Source organism: Mesorhizobium sp., from assembly GCF_004962245.1.
GTDB lineage: Bacteria > Pseudomonadota > Alphaproteobacteria > Rhizobiales > Rhizobiaceae > Mesorhizobium.
Genome location: NZ_SUHQ01000008.1, coordinates 39,017 through 54,912 on the forward strand (window position 1 = coordinate 39,017; position 15,896 = coordinate 54,912).

Below are 15,896 nucleotides of genomic sequence, written 5' to 3' on the forward strand. Positions count from 1 at the left end.
CAGAGGCTTTATCCACAACTTATGCGCGTTGCGACGGGCCAAAATAGCGCTACGATTCAAATTTTAGGCATCGCCGAAAGGTGGCATTCAGGGCTTGCTGGCACAGAGGCAGTCCAGTGGGGAGCAAGCGATGAGCCGCATATTTCTGAAGTCCGCCGCCGTCGCTTTCGCCTCCCTCGCGGTCTCGCTTCTGTTGACGCTGATCGTCGTCCCGGCGATGGGCTTTCCGTTCAACCGCACGATGTGGCTGACATCCACAGTCTGCCCGCTCGCGCTTGCCTGGATCGCTAGCGGCCATACGTTCTGGCAGGGCGAAAGGCTGAAAAGCGCCCATCGCGACCTCGCCCGCGCTCATGCGCAACTCGCCGCCGCGCATCGGCGCCTGTCGGAAAAGGCGAGCCGCGACGACATGACCGGCATGCTCAACCGCGAGAGCTTCTTTGCGGCGCTCGATGCCTCCCGGCGTAAATCCGATCGCGGTGCGTTGCTGATCATCGATGCCGACCATTTCAAGATCATCAACGACAGCTACGGCCATCTGACCGGCGACGACGCGCTGCTTCTCATTGCAAACGCGATCGAGCGCGGCGTGCGCAGCGGCGACGTGATCGGCCGCATCGGCGGCGAGGAATTCGGCGCGTTTCTGGTCGGCGCCACCGAACAGGAAGCCAAACGCGTCGCTGAGCGCATCCGCCGTGAAGTCGAGCTGATCCGCTTCCGCCCCGTCGATGAGCGGACCATCCCGCTCACCGTCAGCATCGGCGGCGTCACCTGCGGCGAAGATGCCGCCGTATCGGAGCTGATGCGTACCGCCGACCGACGCCTTTACCAGGCCAAGCACAGCGGCCGCAATCGGACCATCCTCGACAGGGACGTTTCCGAAGCGGCCTGAGCGGTCTCGCTCGCTAGGAAAATCCTAACGTTGTTTGCACCCATCCGGGCCGTTTACACTGCTTAAGCAGGTGTGCCGCTAGGCTTGGCACGGAATTGGCTTGTCTTGGCGAGCATGTGCCGTTCAGGGAACGCTATGCGTGGATCGAAGCCCTCATCGAGAGACGTGTCATGAGTTTCTTCACCAGGAAGATATCACGCCGCACGATCATGCAGGCGCTGATCGCGTTGCCGGCCCTGTCGCTGTTCCGCAAGCCGCCGGCTGCCGATCCGGACGCGATCGTCGAGGTCAACGGTTGGATCCTCAAGCGGAGCGACCTCACGTGATCTTCGACAGCTACGAGGCATTTCGGGCGGTGAATTTCACCGCCAAGGTCTGCGTCCTCGGCTCCGGGCCGGCCGGCACCACGATCGCCAGGAAGCTTGGCGCGGCCGGCATTCCGGTTGTGGTGCTGGAGGCCGGCTCCCGCGAGTTCAGCGATGACTCACAGGATTTCTACCGAGGCGTTACGGTCGGCGACCCCTATTTCGATCTCGATATCACCCGGCTGCGCTTCATGGGCGGTAGTTCCAATCACTGGGCCGGCTGGTGCCGCGTGCTCGACAGCCAAGATTTCGAACCGAAGGCCTGGGCACCGGATACCGGCTGGCCAATCGGCCGCGCCGACATCGAGCCCTATCTGCCTGAAGTCCACGAAATCCTCGAACTTCCCGATTTCCGGCCAGATGTGCCGATCTCGGACGACATTCGCTGGGTGCAACTGATCAAGAGCCCGGCCGTGCGCTTCAGTGAAAAATTTGCCGACGAACTCGACAAGAGCAGGAACGTCGCCGTGGTGCTCAACACTTATGCCACCGAACTCGCTGGTGACGGCAAGAGAGTGACTGGCGCCAGACTGTGGTCGAACGGCAACGATGCCGGTTCCTTCACCGCCGATTATTTCGTCGTCTGCACCGGTGGCTTGGAAAACTCACGGTTGCTTCTGTGGTCGAACCGGCGCTCTAACGGCGGTGTGGTGCCGAATTCAACGGCACTCGGCCGCTACTGGATGGAACATCCGACCTTCGAGGGCGGCAATGCCATCCTCGCCGATTATAGCGAGTTTGAGGTCGACGCCACCAACGAGGCCTTCTTCTCGCCGACGCTGGCGGCCATGGAGCGCCTTGAGATCATGAATTTTGGCATCAGGCTGATCGAAACGCCGTATCCCGGCATCAAAAGCATCATCGCCGACCTCGCCTGCACGGCGCCTGAGATGGCCGAATGGATGTCCTATCAGCTCAGCCAGAACCTGCGCTGCGCCGCCCAGCTCTATGTCACCTGGGAACAGGCGCCGCTGGCCTCGAACCAGATCCTATTGTCGAAAACCGATGTCGACCACGCTGGCGTGCCGCGCATCGAGCTGCACTGGAAAAAGTCGGAACTGGAGCGCCGCACGCTCCTCGAGGGCCTGAGGCTGTTCGGCACGACGCTTGTCCAGAAGGATCTCGGCCGGGTGCGCATCGCCGACTGGCTCACCAATGGCGGGGACTATCCGACGAACGAGGAATTGGCCGGCCACCACCACATGGGCGGCACGCGCATGGGCACGGACGTGACCAAGAGCGTGGTGGACGCCAACTCAAAGGTACACGGCATGGACAATCTCTATGTCGGAGGTTCCTCGGTGTTTTGCACGTCCGGCGAATGCAATCCGACAACGACGATTACCGCATTGGCCTGCCGGCTGGGCGACCACCTCGGTAAGGTCATCGGCGCATAGCCGCCGGCGGCAACGAGCAATCCGATGCTCAAGCAAAAAATAGAGCGTCGGTCGTTCTAAAGTTTCGCAGGGTCGAGCGCCGGCTTGCCCTTGTGGCGTCCGACGATCGCTGCCAGGCCGGCGACGTTCTGGAAGGCATCGCGCAAGACGTCGAAGGACGGCAGTACAAAATAGGCGCGCTGGAACTTGTCGATCTCGTAGCTGGTGCGCATCACCGTTTCCAGATCGAAGGGGACATGGTGCGCGTCCCTGCCTTCGGTTGCGAACTGAAGTTCCGCAAACGATGACATCAGTCCGGCGCCGAAAGCCTTCAACGGCTGGCCTGCTTCCTGGATCAGCCCGTATTCGACAGTGTACCAGTAGAGGCGGCTGATCATCTCGTCGCCGCCGAGCGCGATCAGATGCTCGGCCTTCTCGCCATACATCTGCATGAAATCGGCAAAGACCGGCTGGGTCAGCGCCGGCACATGGCCGAAGAAGTCGTGGAACATGTCCGGCTCGACGATGTAGTCGAGTTCCTGCCGCGTCCGCAGCCAGTTGGTGACCGGGAAGCGGCGACTGGCGAGATGGACGAAGAACGGCGCGGCGGGGATGAGGCCCGGCACGGCGACAATTTCCCAGCCGGTGAGTTTGCGCAGCTTTTCACTGACCTCGCCGAAATCCGGGATCCTGTCGAGAAGACCAAGTGCGGCGACGCCGTCGAGATAGGACTGATGCGCCAGCTTCTGCGTCAGCTTTGTCTGGCGGTCGCATAGCGTGCGCCACACGGCCTGCTCGTCTGCGCTATAGTTGTAACTCTGCGCCACGGTGAAGTCGGCGCGGCAGACCGAATAGTCGCCGCGAAGGCCTTGCGCCGCGCATTCCCTTGCGTAGTCGGCAACGCTCACCGTCATGGCTTTTCTCCTCGCAAATCGTGACCAGCGAATTTCTCTAAGAGATAGCCGAATCCGGCGAGGCAAATCAGCTTTGATGATGGTCCGAATGCAGGATTGGAGGTAAAAGTCATCACAGTAACGCTATTGGAGAGGTGAAAATGCCTCAGTTCGACGATTTCGAGATCAAGATGCTCGATATCCTGCAGCGCGACGGACGCAAGCCGGTGTCCGAACTGGCGCAGGAGATCGGCCTGTCGACGACGCCGTGCGCGCGCCGCTTCGAGGCCCTTCAGGGCGCCGGCATCATCAAGGGTTTTGCCGCCGTGCTCAGTCGCCGCGCGGTCGGCCTGATGGTCGAGGTGTTCATCCAGGTGCGACTGGTGAGCCACAGCGACGGCTCGCCCGAAACCTTTATCGCCGCCGTGCAGCGCATGGACGAGGTCTCGTCATGCTGGACGATGACCGGCGACCACGATTTCTTGCTGCATGTGATGGTGCCGTCGGTCGACGATCTCAATGCTTTCGTCATGCACCGGCTGATGCGGCTCGACGGCGTGCGCGACGTCCACACGCAGCTTGTGCTGCAGAACATAAAGGGGCCGGGCCACGTCCCGCTCGGGCATCTCAGGCGATAAACCTGCCGGACCCCTGCACCTTGGATTCTGGCTGACGAACGAACCCGTCAGGCTGCGCTCACGGTACGATCAGCGTACCGGCGCCGTGTTCGGTAAACAGTTCGAGCAGCACCGAATGCGGCGTCTTGCCGTTGAGGATGACAACGCCTTCGACGCCACGCTCGATCGCCTCGATGCAGGTCTCGACCTTGGGGATCATGCCGCCCGACACTGTGCCGTCCTTGATCAAGGCCTTTGCCTCGGCCACGGTCAGCTCGTCGATCAGCTTCTTGTCCTTGTCGAGCACGCCGGGCACGTCGGTCAGGAACAACAGGCGTGTCGCCTGGCAGGCGCCGGCAATGGCGCCAGCGAAGGTGTCGGCATTGATGTTGTAGGTGTGGCCGTCGCGGCCCGGCGCCACCGGCGCCAGCACCGGGATCATTTCGGAGCGAGCCAGAAGGTCGAGCAGCGTGCGGTCGACCTCGATCGGCTCGCCGACGAAACCGAGATCGAGCACGCGCTCGATGTTGGAGTCCGGGTCGATCATGGTCTTGCGCGCCTTTTCGGCGAAAACCATGTTGCCGTCCTTGCCGCACAGGCCGATCGCCCATTCGCCCTCGGCATTGATCAGCGCGACGATCTCCTTGTTGATCGAGCCGGCCAGGACCATCTCGACGATCTCCACCGTCTTCTGGTCGGTGACGCGCAGGCCGCCCTCGAACTTCGATTCGATGCCCATCTTGGTCAGCATGGCGCCGATCTGCGGCCCACCGCCATGCACAACGATCGGATTGACGCCGGATTGTTTCAGCAGCGCGATGTCACGGGCGAAAGCCTTGCCAAGCGCAATGTCGCCCATGGCGTGGCCGCCATATTTCACCACGACCGTCTTGTTCTCGTAACGCTGCATATAGGGCAGCGCCCTCGAAAGCAGCGCGGCCTGCATTTCGGCGGTGGCGGCGAGGTCCGTCATCGGCATGGTTCCCAGCTAGGCATGAACGGCGGCGTCTTAGCGGGAATTGCGGCGGGCCGCAAACGAGATTGCCGTCACATCAGGTGAAATCGGTCGGATTTTATGCCGGCATCCGTAGCGGCGCCCGCCGCGCCAACCAGCCCAAAATCCTTTCCATTTGCGCGGTCCGCAATCTCTTCGTGCCGCCTCGGACAAGAGGCGCCGCCCTTGCAATCCACATCCATAGCATAGGTGCACTTGCACATCAGAAATCCGTCACCGGTGTTGCTGCCTGAAGTCCAGCATCCACCAAGCTTTGTCCTCACAGATTGAACCTGACATCGCCCATTCGAGTATTGGGATGAGGTATACATCCTAGTCGCGTCGCTAAAAGGCGGTTATGTCGCGCCATTTCGGTTACCCGAACTGCTGAGACTGACAGCAATTAGCTTCGAGTTGACTGTTATTTAGAACTCAGAAATGTTTGCCGTGGGGCATGGACCAACATTTCTGGCATGGCGGGGGAATTCGGGATGACGACAAGCGCGATATCCTTATGGAATTTTGGTCGCGGAAAGATCGCGAAAGTCAAAGATCTCGACTACGCATACGCATATGACGGCCTGACTGCCTTCACTCCCTTCTGGGCAGGGGCGGCCATCTTCAGCATCGCCGGCGATACCTATGGCCTGATAGGCTACAAAGGACTTCTCTATGCCGTTCTGAGCTGGGGCGTGGTTCTGTTCAGCCTGCTTCTCCTGCTCTATCCGCGACGGACCGACCTTCTGATCGGGCTCGTGTTGGTTTCGCTTGCGCTGTATGCCCTGCGAATGCCGGTCGCCTCCAACAACAAGACGATCGCTGCGGTAATGGACGGGGCTATCCTGCTCAGCGTAGCGGTTCTCTATCTGCGGGCGGGCCGCGGCGGCTCCATAGACCGCATGGCGCTTTATGAACAGATCCGCGTCGTCGCCCGATCGCTGCTCGCCATCATGTATTTCTACGGCATCTTCCACAAGATCAACACGGACTTCCTCGACCCTTCCGTGAGCTGCGCCGTTGGCCTCTACATTCCACTCGCGCGTCCGTTCGCCCTCGAGGACAATCTCTTTGGCCGGTATCTGGCGATCTACGCCACCTTCGTCATCGAGGCAATTGCCATCGTCTCGCTGTACTGGAAGCGCTATTTCGCCGTGGGATTCATCCTCGCGCTCGTCTTCCACTACGTGATCCCGATCTCGGCCTATTCCTGGTACATGGACTTCTCCAGCCTGGTGTTCGCGCTGTATGTACTGAGCATTCCCGCGCCCGCCCGCCAGGCGCTCTATCGCATCTCGCTGGCAGCGGCCAATCCGCTACGCGTAACGTTCGGGCGGATCGGGATTTTGGTGCCGGGCGGAGCGGTTATGCTGTTCACGGTCATTGTCGTCATGCTCCTCCATTACGCTTATCCCAGGGGCTCTTTCGACATGATGGTCCACTCCGTCTGGATTCTCATTTGGTCGGTAATGGGCGGCGTGGCGATGATCGTGCTGGCCTATGTGGCTCTGCAGAACCTGCCTTGCCAGAACGTTTCCGCTCCGCGCCAGCCACTGTGGGTCTATTTGGTGCCGGGCTTGTTCTTTCTCTCCTGTCTATCGCCCTATGTCGGGCTAAAGACAGAGAGCTCGATCAACATGTTCAGCAATCTGCACACGGAAGGCGGCCAGACCAACCATCTGCTCTTTACCAAACCGCCATACCTGTTCAACTATCAGAACGAGGTGGTGAAGATCGTCGATTCCTCGGAGCCCTATCTCGTCCGTCAGTCGCGGGCGGGCAATTACCACGTCTTGCTCGATCTGAAGAAACATCTCCGCTGGAATCCCGAGGCCTGGGTAACCTACGTGAAGGACGGCGAGACGGTCACCCGCGCGAAGGCGGCGACCTTTGCGGACGACATGCCCAACGTCCTCGAACGCAAGTTTCTGGTTTTCAAGCTTGTGGATTTCTCGCGGCCGAAGGTCTGCACGCACTGAGAACTGCCCCGCGGGCCGCCCCGAATGTTCGACGGATTGATCCACGTCGCCCGACAGCCGATTCCAGGCCGCCGGTCAATCCAGCTCGATATTTTTGGAGGAAGGCCGGCGTACGTGCTGGCTAAGCCTCTTTTCGCTTTTGTTTACTCGCTCAAATGCTTCACCCACCGGGTCAGTCCATGCCTTTGTCCTCGAGCATTTCCGGACTGCGAACCGGTATTCCCTGGACGCAAAATGCTAGCGGTCAAGGTCGGCAGGGATGAGGGAGCGGCCGCGAAGCCGCAGGGTGGCCCGACGCCCGAGCTTGAGCGCCGGATAGATCAGCCGCGCGGCCGTCCTGTTTGAGAGGATCTTGCGGTTGAGCCAGCCAAAGAGCGAAGAAGAAGAGCTGAGGATCGCCAGGAGATTGATAGCTTCCTCGCCATGGTAGACGCGATCCTCGAAGACGAAGAGCATGCCCTCGTTCAAGTCAAAGCCCTGGCGCTGGAACCCGGCGACGCGCGGGTCGTCCGAGCGCGCGTCGAGCAACTCGACGGGACCGACGGCGGCGCGCAGCCGGGCAAAGCGGACATAACTCTGGCAGAAGATGCAATCGCCATCATAGACGATGAGCGCCGTTTTCCCGGATGGCTTCATTGCTCTACCGGGTCCAGACCGAGCTCGGTCGGCGGGTCGGCCGGGCCATCGATCGCACAATTGCCGTAGAACGCGCAGCCCGAAATGACGGGCAGGTTGCTGACGGCATCGAAGACGCCTACGAATACCAGCCCGACAATGCCGAGCATCAAGAATTTCTTGTAGACGGACATGTCGCGAAACATATGCGATCCTTGCTGAATCGTAACATCGGACCTGGTCGATCCGACGTCAAAACGCGATCAATTCTCAACCGGCTGAAGCCGGACATTTTTCGCGAGCACGGTGTCCGTGCCGGCCACTATTTCCAGTCGTAAGTCGTGACTGAGCAGCGCGATAATGTGTAATGATCGGTGGAAAATCAAGCGGAATGGCGGATTTCGGAGGTTCGGGAAGCATTCCGGCACGTCGACTGCGACTTCGGTGATTTTCAGGTTACCCGATGACCCGTCAGCTATAAACGCCACCGCTTTCCACCGGCACTTATCGCCCATACTGGTTTGGTTGTATTTCCGGTTTCCGCCCAGGGATGGCTACGTGCTCGACGAAATCGTTCAGAACCGTCGCAATACCAGGCTGCCAAACGCATGCTTGTTCGTCTGCTGAAAAAGCGGAATGTTTGGGGGGACAACGATCCCCGCCGTTGCAAATATATCGCGATTGCCTAATTTGACGGCCGATGACGCCGCAGGACATCAGCAACCTGATCGTTCGGACTTCGATGAAGGACCGGGCAGCGTTCGATCTGCTCTACCGGCAGACCAGCGCGAAACTTTTCGGCGTCTGCCTTCGTGTATTGAAGGATCGGGGGGATGCGGAAGAGGCTCTTCAAGAGGTCTTCGTCAAGATATGGACGAAGGCGGACCGTTTCGCCGTCTCGGAGCTAAGCCCGATTTCCTGGCTCGTGGCCATTGCGCGCAATCATGCGATCGATCGGATAAGGGCGCGGCGAGAGCCTGCTGCCTATATCGATGCTGCGCTCGACGTGGCCGATCCGGCGCCGGGACCCGAGGCTACGGTGGCGGCGGGCGGCGAATCCGAACGCGTCTACCGTTGTCTCGACGAATTGGAAAAGGACCGGGCGGCGGCCGTCCGGGGCGCCTATCTGGACGGCGAAAGCTATGCCGACCTGGCCGCACGCCATGGCGTGCCGCTGAACACGATGCGGACCTGGCTGCGGCGCAGCCTGTTGAAGCTCAGAGAATGTCTGGAAAGATGACGCTGGCAGACGATAACGGACTGGAACCTGGGGGCGACGATCTGTTCGCCGCCGAATACGTTCTCGGCGTGCTGGCCGAGGATGAACGCCAGATCGCGTCACACCGCATCGACGCGGACGCCGCTTTCGCGCGCCTTGTCGATGCATGGGAGGTGCGTCTTTCGCCGATGATCGCCGCCTATCCGGAGACAGAGCCTCCGATCAGGGTCAAGGAGGCAATAGATAGCCGGCTGTTCGTGGCAGAGCCTCGCGCCGGCATCTGGTCGAGCCTTGCCTTCTGGCGCGGTGTTGCCGCTGCTTCTGTTGCGGCGCTGGCGATCTATATCGCCGTGCCTTACCTCAACCCGCCGGTCGAGCAGCCGCGGCTCGTCGCCTCGCTGGCTGCCGACGGCAGCGACGTCAGATACCTTGTCGTCTACGACGCCGCCGATCGCGAGGTCGGCTTGTCGCATGTTTCCGGCGAACGTGCCGCCGGCAAGGATTTCGAACTGTGGATGATCGAAGGCAAGAATGCGCCGGTCTCGATGGGCGTCATCCCGGTCGGTCAGACCGCGCACATGACGATTGCGCCGGCCGTGCAGGAGAAACTTGCGCGGGGCGCCGTGCTTGCGATCAGCCTCGAGCCGGCCGGTGGTTCGCCGACCGGCCAGCCGACCGGCCCTGTGGTCGCTGCGGGCGATCTGAAGGGTATCTGACCGCTGATCCCCATCATTTTCAAGAAGATTTATAATCGATCTCCCGCAGTGGTGCGAACCCAGGAGGCGTTCAGGTTACGTGCCTGAATGCTATGGAGAGCACTGTTCGACGCTGCGAAAAAAATATTTTTTGCTGAACGACGAAACTCACGCATTTATCTCGCGTATCTCCTGCGCCCCCAAAGAGGGGAAAGATAAACTGAGGAGATTGAGATAATGCGTAAATTCGCCACCCTTTTGCTTGCCGGCACGGTCGCCGTCTCCGCGCTCGCCACCGCGGCCTATGCCGAAAATCCGATGGTCGGCGGCGCCGCCATGTATGCCACCAAGACCATCGTCGAGAACGCCGTCAACTCGAAGGATCACACGACGCTGGTTGCAGCCGTCAAGGCCGGCAGTCTGGTCGAGACGCTGCAGAGTGCCGGTCCCTTTACCGTATTCGCGCCGACCAACGACGCCTTTGCCGCGCTTCCGGCCGGCACGGTGGACACGCTGCTCAAGCCCGAAAACAAGGACAAGCTGGTCAAGATCCTGACCTGCCACGTCATCGGTGCCAAGGCGATGGCCGCCGATGTCGCCAAGATGGCCATGGACGATGGTGGTGCACACAAGGTCAAGACGGTTGGCGGCTGCGAGCTGACGCTCAAGGCCGATGGGGGCAAAGTCACCGCGACCGACGAGAACGGCAATGTCGCCAATGTGACGGTCGCCGATGTCGAGCAGTCGAACGGCGTCATCCACGTCATCGACAAGGTTCTCCTGCCGAAGATGTAACGAAAGGCCCGCCGCCAGCGAAGATATGGCTGAGGCTCTCCGCGCACTTCGCGCCGTTCCCCCCAAATGTGGACCGGCGCGGAGTGTTTCGGCGATCCGGATCGTCACCGGCTTTTGATTTCCGTATGGCGGTCGAAACTGGCAAAGAAATAACAGGAGGAATGGTCATGAACCGTCGCGATCTTCTTTTATGCGGCGCGGCCGCCATTGGCGCTGTTGCAGGCGCCACCGCGCTATGGCGCATGGGCGGACTGCGGGATGCACGCGCGGCCGAAACCTTCGAGGTCACCAAGACCGAGGCCGAGTGGCGCGCCATCCTGTCCGACGCGGCTTTCAATGTGCTGCGCAAGGAAGGCACGGAATATCCGGGCACCAGCCCGCTGCTCAACGAACACCGCAAGGGCATCTTCGCTTGCGCCGGCTGCGACCTGCCGCTCTACTCCTCCGAGACCAAGTTCGATTCCGGCACCGGCTGGCCGAGCTTCTGGCAGGAGATTCCCAATGCTGTCGGCGAGACTATAGACAGGTCTCTCGGGATGACCCGAACCGAGGTCCACTGCCGCCGTTGCGGCGGCCATCTTGGCCACGTCTTCGACGACGGGCCGCCGCCGACCGGCCTGCGCCATTGCATCAACGGCGTCGCCTTGACCTTCAAGCCGGCCACGGCCTGACGGCTAGCAAGCTGCCTCGTGACCCCGGTCCTAGTTGAGGTCGAACAGGGTGATGGTGGGTTTGGTCAACATCAGCCAAAAGATCGCGATCACGGCGAAAAAGGCTGGAAAGCCGAAAGCAAACCAGATGCGATAGAGCCTATAGAAGCCGGGCGGCAGGGTGGCCGCCTCGGCGGTTGCATACCTTGCCAAGTCGCGCAAGCGGATCTGGATCCAGACCACCGGTAACCAGAAAAGGCCAATGAAGACGTAAAGCACCAGCGACAGGATGATCCAGCCTTCCTTGAGCGGCCAGCCGATGACACGCGCCAACCCGTATCCCGTCAGCGGCTGCAGCACGACAGCCGTCGTCGTGAAGACGATGTCGGCGATGACAACGATGCCGGCGACATGGGCGATGATGCGAGGGTCTCGGGTTCGCACGGCCATCATCATGAAGAAGGCTATGCCGACGCCGGTGCCGAACAGCACTGTGGCGCCGAGTACGTGGACAAGCCGAAGAAAGTCCTCGATCGCCATCAGCGTTCATCCAGAATGGCAAGGGCCGTGAGTGTCAGCAGAATCGACGGCACTACCTTGACGAGAGCCCCTAGCGGATCGAGCCAAATTGCGGGTTCGGTGAGCGTTGCGGCAACAAGATAGGCGGGCGCCAGCAAAAGCATGCCGATAAGCGCGCGCCTTGCCCAGGGTCGGTATAGGACGGTAAGCCCGAGCACGATGTCAGCGAGGCATGTCGCGACCACCATGATGCTTGCAAGACGGTCAGGCAGCAAGGCAGCGAAATGGCTTCGCGCCGCCTCGAACGCAAAGAAAGGCACCAGGCCGGAGATCAGCCAGAACAGCGACAGGACGATGATGGTTGGCGACTTTAGCAGATAGAGCCGGGCGAACCAGAGGTCCTGGACCCCTGCAGGGGCGGCGGCGAGCGTCTCGGCCGCCGACGACAGGCGCGGACCGCTGTTTCGCGGCCGTCGGATTTCGACACCACCTGACATAACCGCCATCGCGGTCGAGCGGAGCGGCGAACGCCAACCGAGCCTGCCGGCCATATCGGCGAGCCATGTCACCGGTCGCGCGGCTACGGACGGCACGGCAATTACTGGAACTGAGGGGAGGCCGAGCCAGCTACGGTGCAATAAAACAAGTTCCTTCAGCGTGAGCCTTTCATCGCTGCCGAGGGCAACATCGGATCCGGTTGGCAGGGTGCCCTGGATGGACGCGCTGACGGCGCTCGCAACATCGTCAAGAGCAACTGTCGTGACGGGGCTGTTGGCGTAAGCCAGCGGGATTGCCAATGGAAAGGCTGCGAGAGCCCTCAGCAACGCGGAGCCACCATGCGCATTGCGGCCGAGGACAAGCGCCGGACGAAGGATGACATAAGGTATGCCGCTTGCGGCGAGAGCCGCGTCTGCCCGCCGTTTGGTGCTAAGAAAGGCAATGTCGCGGCCAAGGGTTTCTGTTTCCGCCGATATCTGGACGATCAGCAGTTCCCGATCCCGCGCTGACTCGTAGAGCGCCAGCATCGCCCTTTCCTGGGTGGCATTCAGGTCGTCGGAAAGCCCATCCTGCAGTGCGCCGGCGCAATTGACGACTACGTGCTGGCCATCCAACACTTGCTCCCAATTGTTGCTCTGCGTCATGCCGGCAAGATCAGCAGCCAGCCAGCGAACATGCGGCATCTTCAGCGCGGCACGCGCGGGATCACGCCCAAGCCCCGTGACCTGATGGCCTTCGTCCACGAGTTTTCTCGTAACGGCGGAACCGATGAAGCCGGTCGCGCCGAGAATCAGAATGTTCATGCCGGAACTTTAGCCGAAACCAGGTAGAATGGTTCCTATCGGCTTCCGGCAACGTCATGTAGCGGACGTAGGCACCGAGCGATGATTCAATCCACCAATCAGTGTCCGCCGCCGCCGCCCGGTTCGGCCGGCTTGCGGATGAACAGGACGAAGATCGCCAGCGTGGCGAACAGCGCCGTCAAGAGGTAGAACACGTCCATGAAGGACAGCAGCGACGCCTGCTGCCGGACCATGCCCGAGAGTTTGGAGATCGCCGCCTTGGAGGCGTCCAGGCCGGCATTCTGCTGGAAGTCGAGCGTCATGTTCTGCAGCTTGGCCTGCGCCTCGGCACTACCCCATTGCACATGCTCGGCCAGCCTTGCGTAGTGGAAGGCGTTGCGATCGATCAGCACAGTGTTGATGACGGCAAGGCCGACGGCGCCACCGAGATTGCGGGTGAGGTTGAACAGGCCTGATGCGTTCTTCAGCCGCTCGGGCGGCAGCGTTCCCAGCGCGATGTTGTTGATCGGCACCATGCACAGCATCATCGAGGCGCCACGCAGGATCTGCGGCACAAAAAGCTCCCAGAAATCCCAGTCGGCGGTCAGATAGGTCATGCGCCAGGTGCCGGCAGCGAAGCCGAAAAAGCCGATCATCATCATCAGCCGCGGATCCATCTTGCGCGACAGGATGCCTGAAATGGGTGCGGTGGCGAACATGGCCAGGCCGCTGACGAACAGTGCCTCGCCGATCATCAGGGAATCGTAGCCGCGGATACGCCCGAGATATACCGGATAGAGATAGGTCAGGCCGTAGAGACCGACGCCGATGACGAAAGAAAACAGCGAGCCGAAGGCGAAGTTGACGTTGGTGAAAGCCTTGAGATCGACGATCGGCTCCTCGGCGGTGAAGGCGCGCCAGAAGAATAGCACCGCTCCGGCCGTCATAAGGATGGCGCAGATGAAAACCGCATGGTCCTGAAGCCAGTCGTTGTTCGGACCTTCCTCGAGCACATACTCCAGCGAACCGAGGAAGGCCGCCATGCCGGCAAGGCCCCACCAGTCGAACTTGCGGAACAGGCTGAGATCGGGTTTGTCGAAATCGATCAGCGACCACGCCGCGGCGGTGACCAGGATGCCGGGCACCACATTGATCAGGAACAGCCAGTGCCAGGACATGGCATGGCTGATATAGCCGCCGACGGTCGGGCCGATGGTCGGCGCCAGCGTCGCCACCAGACCGATCATCGGCGACACCATGGCGCGGCGCGACGGCGGAAAGATGGTGAACGCGGCAGCGAACACGCTCGGAATCATGCCGCCGCCGATGAAGCCCTGGATGGCGCGGTAGACGATCATCTGGTCGATATTGGTGGCAGTCGCCGCCAGCGCGCTCGCGGCGGTGAAGCCAGCCGCGGAGACGGTGAACAGCACACGCGTCGACAGCATCCGGCTAAGAAAACCGGACAGCGGGATCATGATGACTTCGGCGATCAGATAAGCAGTCTGCACCCAGGGGATTTCGTCGGAACTGGCGCTCAAACCCGCCTGGATCTCGGACAGCGAGGCCGAAACGATCTGGATGTCCAGGATCGCCATGAACATGCCGAACACCATAGCCAGGAACGCGATGATGCGACGTGGCTCGATGTGGTCGACCGGCTTGGCCGGCGCCGATCCTGCGGTCAGGGTTGCGGTCGCCATGACGCTGCTCCGGGGCCGCCTACTTCGACGCCGAGGGTGCGGTGCGGCTGTCGACGGCGACGACGACGCTCAAGCCCGCGCGCAGTCTGCCTGTCTTCAGCACGTCCGCCGGCACGTCGATGCGAACCGGGACGCGCTGCACGACCTTGGTGAAATTACCTGTGGCGTTTTCAGGCGGCAGCAGCGAGAACACCGCGCCGGAAGCCGGCGCCAGCGACGAGACGGTGCCTTCGAAATCCTCGCCGTCGATCGCGTCGACCGAGATCCTGACCTTTTCACCTGGCACCAGCTGGGCAAGCTGGGTTTCCTTGAAATTGGCGACGATGTAGAGCTTGTCCATCGGCACGATGACGGCGAGCTTCTGTCCGGGGCTGATCAGGTCGCCCTGCTCGACGGAGCGGTTGCCGACCACACCGTCATAGGGCGCGCGCAGCACGGTGAAGGACAGGTCCCGCGCGGCCTTGTCCTGGGCAAGCTGCAGCGACGCCAGCGTGCTTGCCGTCTCCGCGCGCTGCGCCTGAAGCACGCCGATGTTGGCCTGCGCCGCCGCGATCTGGGCATCGGCACCGACAAGGGCGGCATTGGCCTGCTCGACCGCGGTCTGGGCATCATCCAGCTGGGCCTGGGTGCCGACATGCGTCTTCAGCAATTGGGCGGCGCGCGCTTGAACACGCGCCGCATTGTCGGCGGCGGCCTGATCGGCGGTCTTCTGCGCCTGCGCCTGCTCGAGCGTTGCGCGCGCCGCCTCGGTCTGGGCGTCGATGCGGTCGAGCGTCTTGCTCAAGGTGGCGATCTGCGCCTCGGCCTGGGCGACGGCGATCTTGTAGTCGCCATTGTCGACGATCAGGAGCGGATCGCCGGCTTTCACTTGCTGGTTCTCGGTCACCTTGACCTGATCGACATAGCCGGAGATTTTCGGCGAAATGAACGCCATGTCGGCCTGGACATAGGCGTCGTCGGTTGAGATCATGAAGCGCCCATCGGTCCAGTAGTGGTAGCCATACCAGGCGCCTGCGCCCAGCAATCCGAGCGCGATGATGGGTAGTAGTAAGGAGCGCGCCGAACGTTTCTTTTTCGCCGGCGCCTCGGCCGGGGGGCTGATTGCGGGCACGGTCGGTCCGTTCGGCGCCTCGGTCGCTGGCGCGACCTTGGCGTTGGGGAATGGACGGACTTCGGCAGTGACGGGCGCGTTCGAGGACATTGGGGATCTCTCTGGCATCTCTCTGGGAAAATCAGTCAGACTGAACCGTTCGGTTCGATGCGAATATTGACTTAGCGCGAAGAGAGGCCCATATCAAGAGTGATCG

Annotated in this window: 17 protein-coding genes; 9 read left to right on the forward strand and 8 right to left on the reverse strand. The window is 61.4% G+C overall.

Annotated features, from left to right (window positions below):
* Window positions 1-130: 130 nt before the first annotated feature.
* The 3 genes from E5X88_RS10545 to E5X88_RS10555 all read left to right on the forward strand — a co-directional run bounded on the left by E5X88_RS10545 (window position 131) and on the right by E5X88_RS10555 (window position 2,654).
* The gene (locus E5X88_RS10545) at window positions 131-892 is read left to right on the forward strand and encodes a GGDEF domain-containing protein (protein WP_292161142.1); all 762 of its coding nucleotides are present in this window, start codon (window positions 131-133) and stop codon (window positions 890-892) included.
* A gap of 170 nt (window positions 893-1,062) precedes the next feature.
* On the forward strand, window positions 1,063-1,218 hold the full coding sequence (locus E5X88_RS10550; protein ID WP_292161144.1) for a hypothetical protein: 156 nt from the start codon (window positions 1,063-1,065) through the stop codon (window positions 1,216-1,218).
* Window positions 1,215-2,654, forward strand: coding sequence for a GMC family oxidoreductase (locus tag E5X88_RS10555; protein WP_292161147.1), 1,440 nt, complete (start codon window positions 1,215-1,217; stop codon window positions 2,652-2,654). Before E5X88_RS10550 ends, E5X88_RS10555 begins: the two co-directional genes overlap by 4 nt.
* Before the next feature lie 56 nt (window positions 2,655-2,710).
* Here the strand turns inward: E5X88_RS10555 and phhA are convergent, their stop codons facing one another.
* Window positions 2,711-3,547, reverse strand: coding sequence for a phenylalanine 4-monooxygenase (phhA, locus tag E5X88_RS10560; RefSeq protein WP_292161150.1), 837 nt, complete (start codon window positions 3,545-3,547; stop codon window positions 2,711-2,713).
* Between the two features lie 140 nt (window positions 3,548-3,687).
* Between phhA and E5X88_RS10565 the strand changes: the two genes are divergently transcribed.
* The gene (locus tag E5X88_RS10565) at window positions 3,688-4,164 is read left to right on the forward strand and encodes an Lrp/AsnC family transcriptional regulator (RefSeq protein WP_292161152.1); all 477 of its coding nucleotides are present in this window, start codon (window positions 3,688-3,690) and stop codon (window positions 4,162-4,164) included.
* Window positions 4,165-4,222: 58 nt separating this feature from the next.
* On the opposite strand, the gene argB is transcribed toward E5X88_RS10565, so the two are convergent.
* A complete protein-coding gene (gene argB / locus E5X88_RS10570; protein WP_292161154.1) occupies window positions 4,223-5,116 on the reverse strand; it encodes an acetylglutamate kinase in 894 nt (297 codons plus the stop codon).
* A 512-nt stretch (window positions 5,117-5,628) separates the two neighbouring features.
* On the opposite strand from argB, the gene E5X88_RS10575 reads away from it, so the two are divergent.
* Window positions 5,629-7,113, forward strand: coding sequence for a thiol-disulfide oxidoreductase (locus tag E5X88_RS10575; RefSeq protein ID WP_292161156.1), 1,485 nt, complete (start codon window positions 5,629-5,631; stop codon window positions 7,111-7,113).
* Window positions 7,114-7,350: 237 nt separating this feature from the next.
* On the opposite strand, the gene E5X88_RS10580 is transcribed toward E5X88_RS10575, so the two are convergent.
* Together E5X88_RS10580 and E5X88_RS10585 are read right to left on the reverse strand one after the other, a co-directional pair.
* The gene (locus E5X88_RS10580) at window positions 7,351-7,749 is read right to left on the reverse strand and encodes a DCC1-like thiol-disulfide oxidoreductase family protein (protein WP_292161158.1); all 399 of its coding nucleotides are present in this window, start codon (window positions 7,747-7,749) and stop codon (window positions 7,351-7,353) included.
* Complete coding sequence (locus tag E5X88_RS10585) at window positions 7,746-7,934, reverse strand: hypothetical protein (protein ID WP_292161160.1); 189 nt, start codon at window positions 7,932-7,934, stop codon at window positions 7,746-7,748. Before E5X88_RS10585 ends, E5X88_RS10580 begins: the two co-directional genes overlap by 4 nt.
* 494 nt (window positions 7,935-8,428) lie before the next feature.
* On the opposite strand from E5X88_RS10585, the gene E5X88_RS10590 reads away from it, so the two are divergent.
* The 4 genes from E5X88_RS10590 to msrB all read left to right on the forward strand — a co-directional run bounded on the left by E5X88_RS10590 (window position 8,429) and on the right by msrB (window position 11,108).
* A complete protein-coding gene (locus tag E5X88_RS10590) occupies window positions 8,429-8,968 on the forward strand; it encodes a sigma-70 family RNA polymerase sigma factor (RefSeq protein WP_292161163.1) in 540 nt (179 codons plus the stop codon).
* Window positions 8,965-9,663: an anti-sigma factor gene (locus E5X88_RS10595; protein WP_292161339.1), complete on the forward strand. Its 699-nt coding sequence runs from the start codon at window positions 8,965-8,967 to the stop codon at window positions 9,661-9,663. The genes E5X88_RS10590 and E5X88_RS10595 overlap by 4 nt, the downstream gene beginning before the upstream one ends.
* Window positions 9,664-9,879: 216 nt before the next feature.
* Window positions 9,880-10,437, forward strand: a complete 558-nt coding sequence (locus E5X88_RS10600; protein ID WP_292161165.1) for a fasciclin domain-containing protein — start codon at window positions 9,880-9,882, stop codon at window positions 10,435-10,437.
* Between the two features lie 167 nt (window positions 10,438-10,604).
* Entirely contained in the window at window positions 10,605-11,108 is a 504-nt protein-coding gene (msrB, locus tag E5X88_RS10605) for a peptide-methionine (R)-S-oxide reductase MsrB (protein WP_292161167.1), read from the forward strand.
* Window positions 11,109-11,138: 30 nt separating this feature from the next.
* Here msrB and E5X88_RS10610 read toward each other — a convergent pair whose 3' ends face one another.
* The 4 genes from E5X88_RS10610 to E5X88_RS10625 form a co-directional block, all read right to left on the reverse strand.
* On the reverse strand, window positions 11,139-11,627 hold the full coding sequence (locus E5X88_RS10610) for a DUF2269 domain-containing protein (protein WP_292161170.1): 489 nt from the start codon (window positions 11,625-11,627) through the stop codon (window positions 11,139-11,141).
* Window positions 11,627-12,907 (reverse strand): SDR family oxidoreductase, encoded by a 1,281-nt coding sequence (locus E5X88_RS10615; RefSeq protein ID WP_292161173.1) that lies wholly within the window; start codon window positions 12,905-12,907, stop codon window positions 11,627-11,629. Before E5X88_RS10615 ends, E5X88_RS10610 begins: the two co-directional genes overlap by 1 nt.
* Window positions 12,908-13,005: 98 nt before the next feature.
* Window positions 13,006-14,589, reverse strand: a complete 1,584-nt coding sequence (locus E5X88_RS10620) for a DHA2 family efflux MFS transporter permease subunit (RefSeq protein ID WP_292161174.1) — start codon at window positions 14,587-14,589, stop codon at window positions 13,006-13,008.
* 19 nt (window positions 14,590-14,608) lie between these two features.
* A complete protein-coding gene (locus E5X88_RS10625; protein WP_292161177.1) occupies window positions 14,609-15,790 on the reverse strand; it encodes an HlyD family secretion protein in 1,182 nt (393 codons plus the stop codon).
* Between the last annotated feature and the right edge of the window lie 106 nt (window positions 15,791-15,896).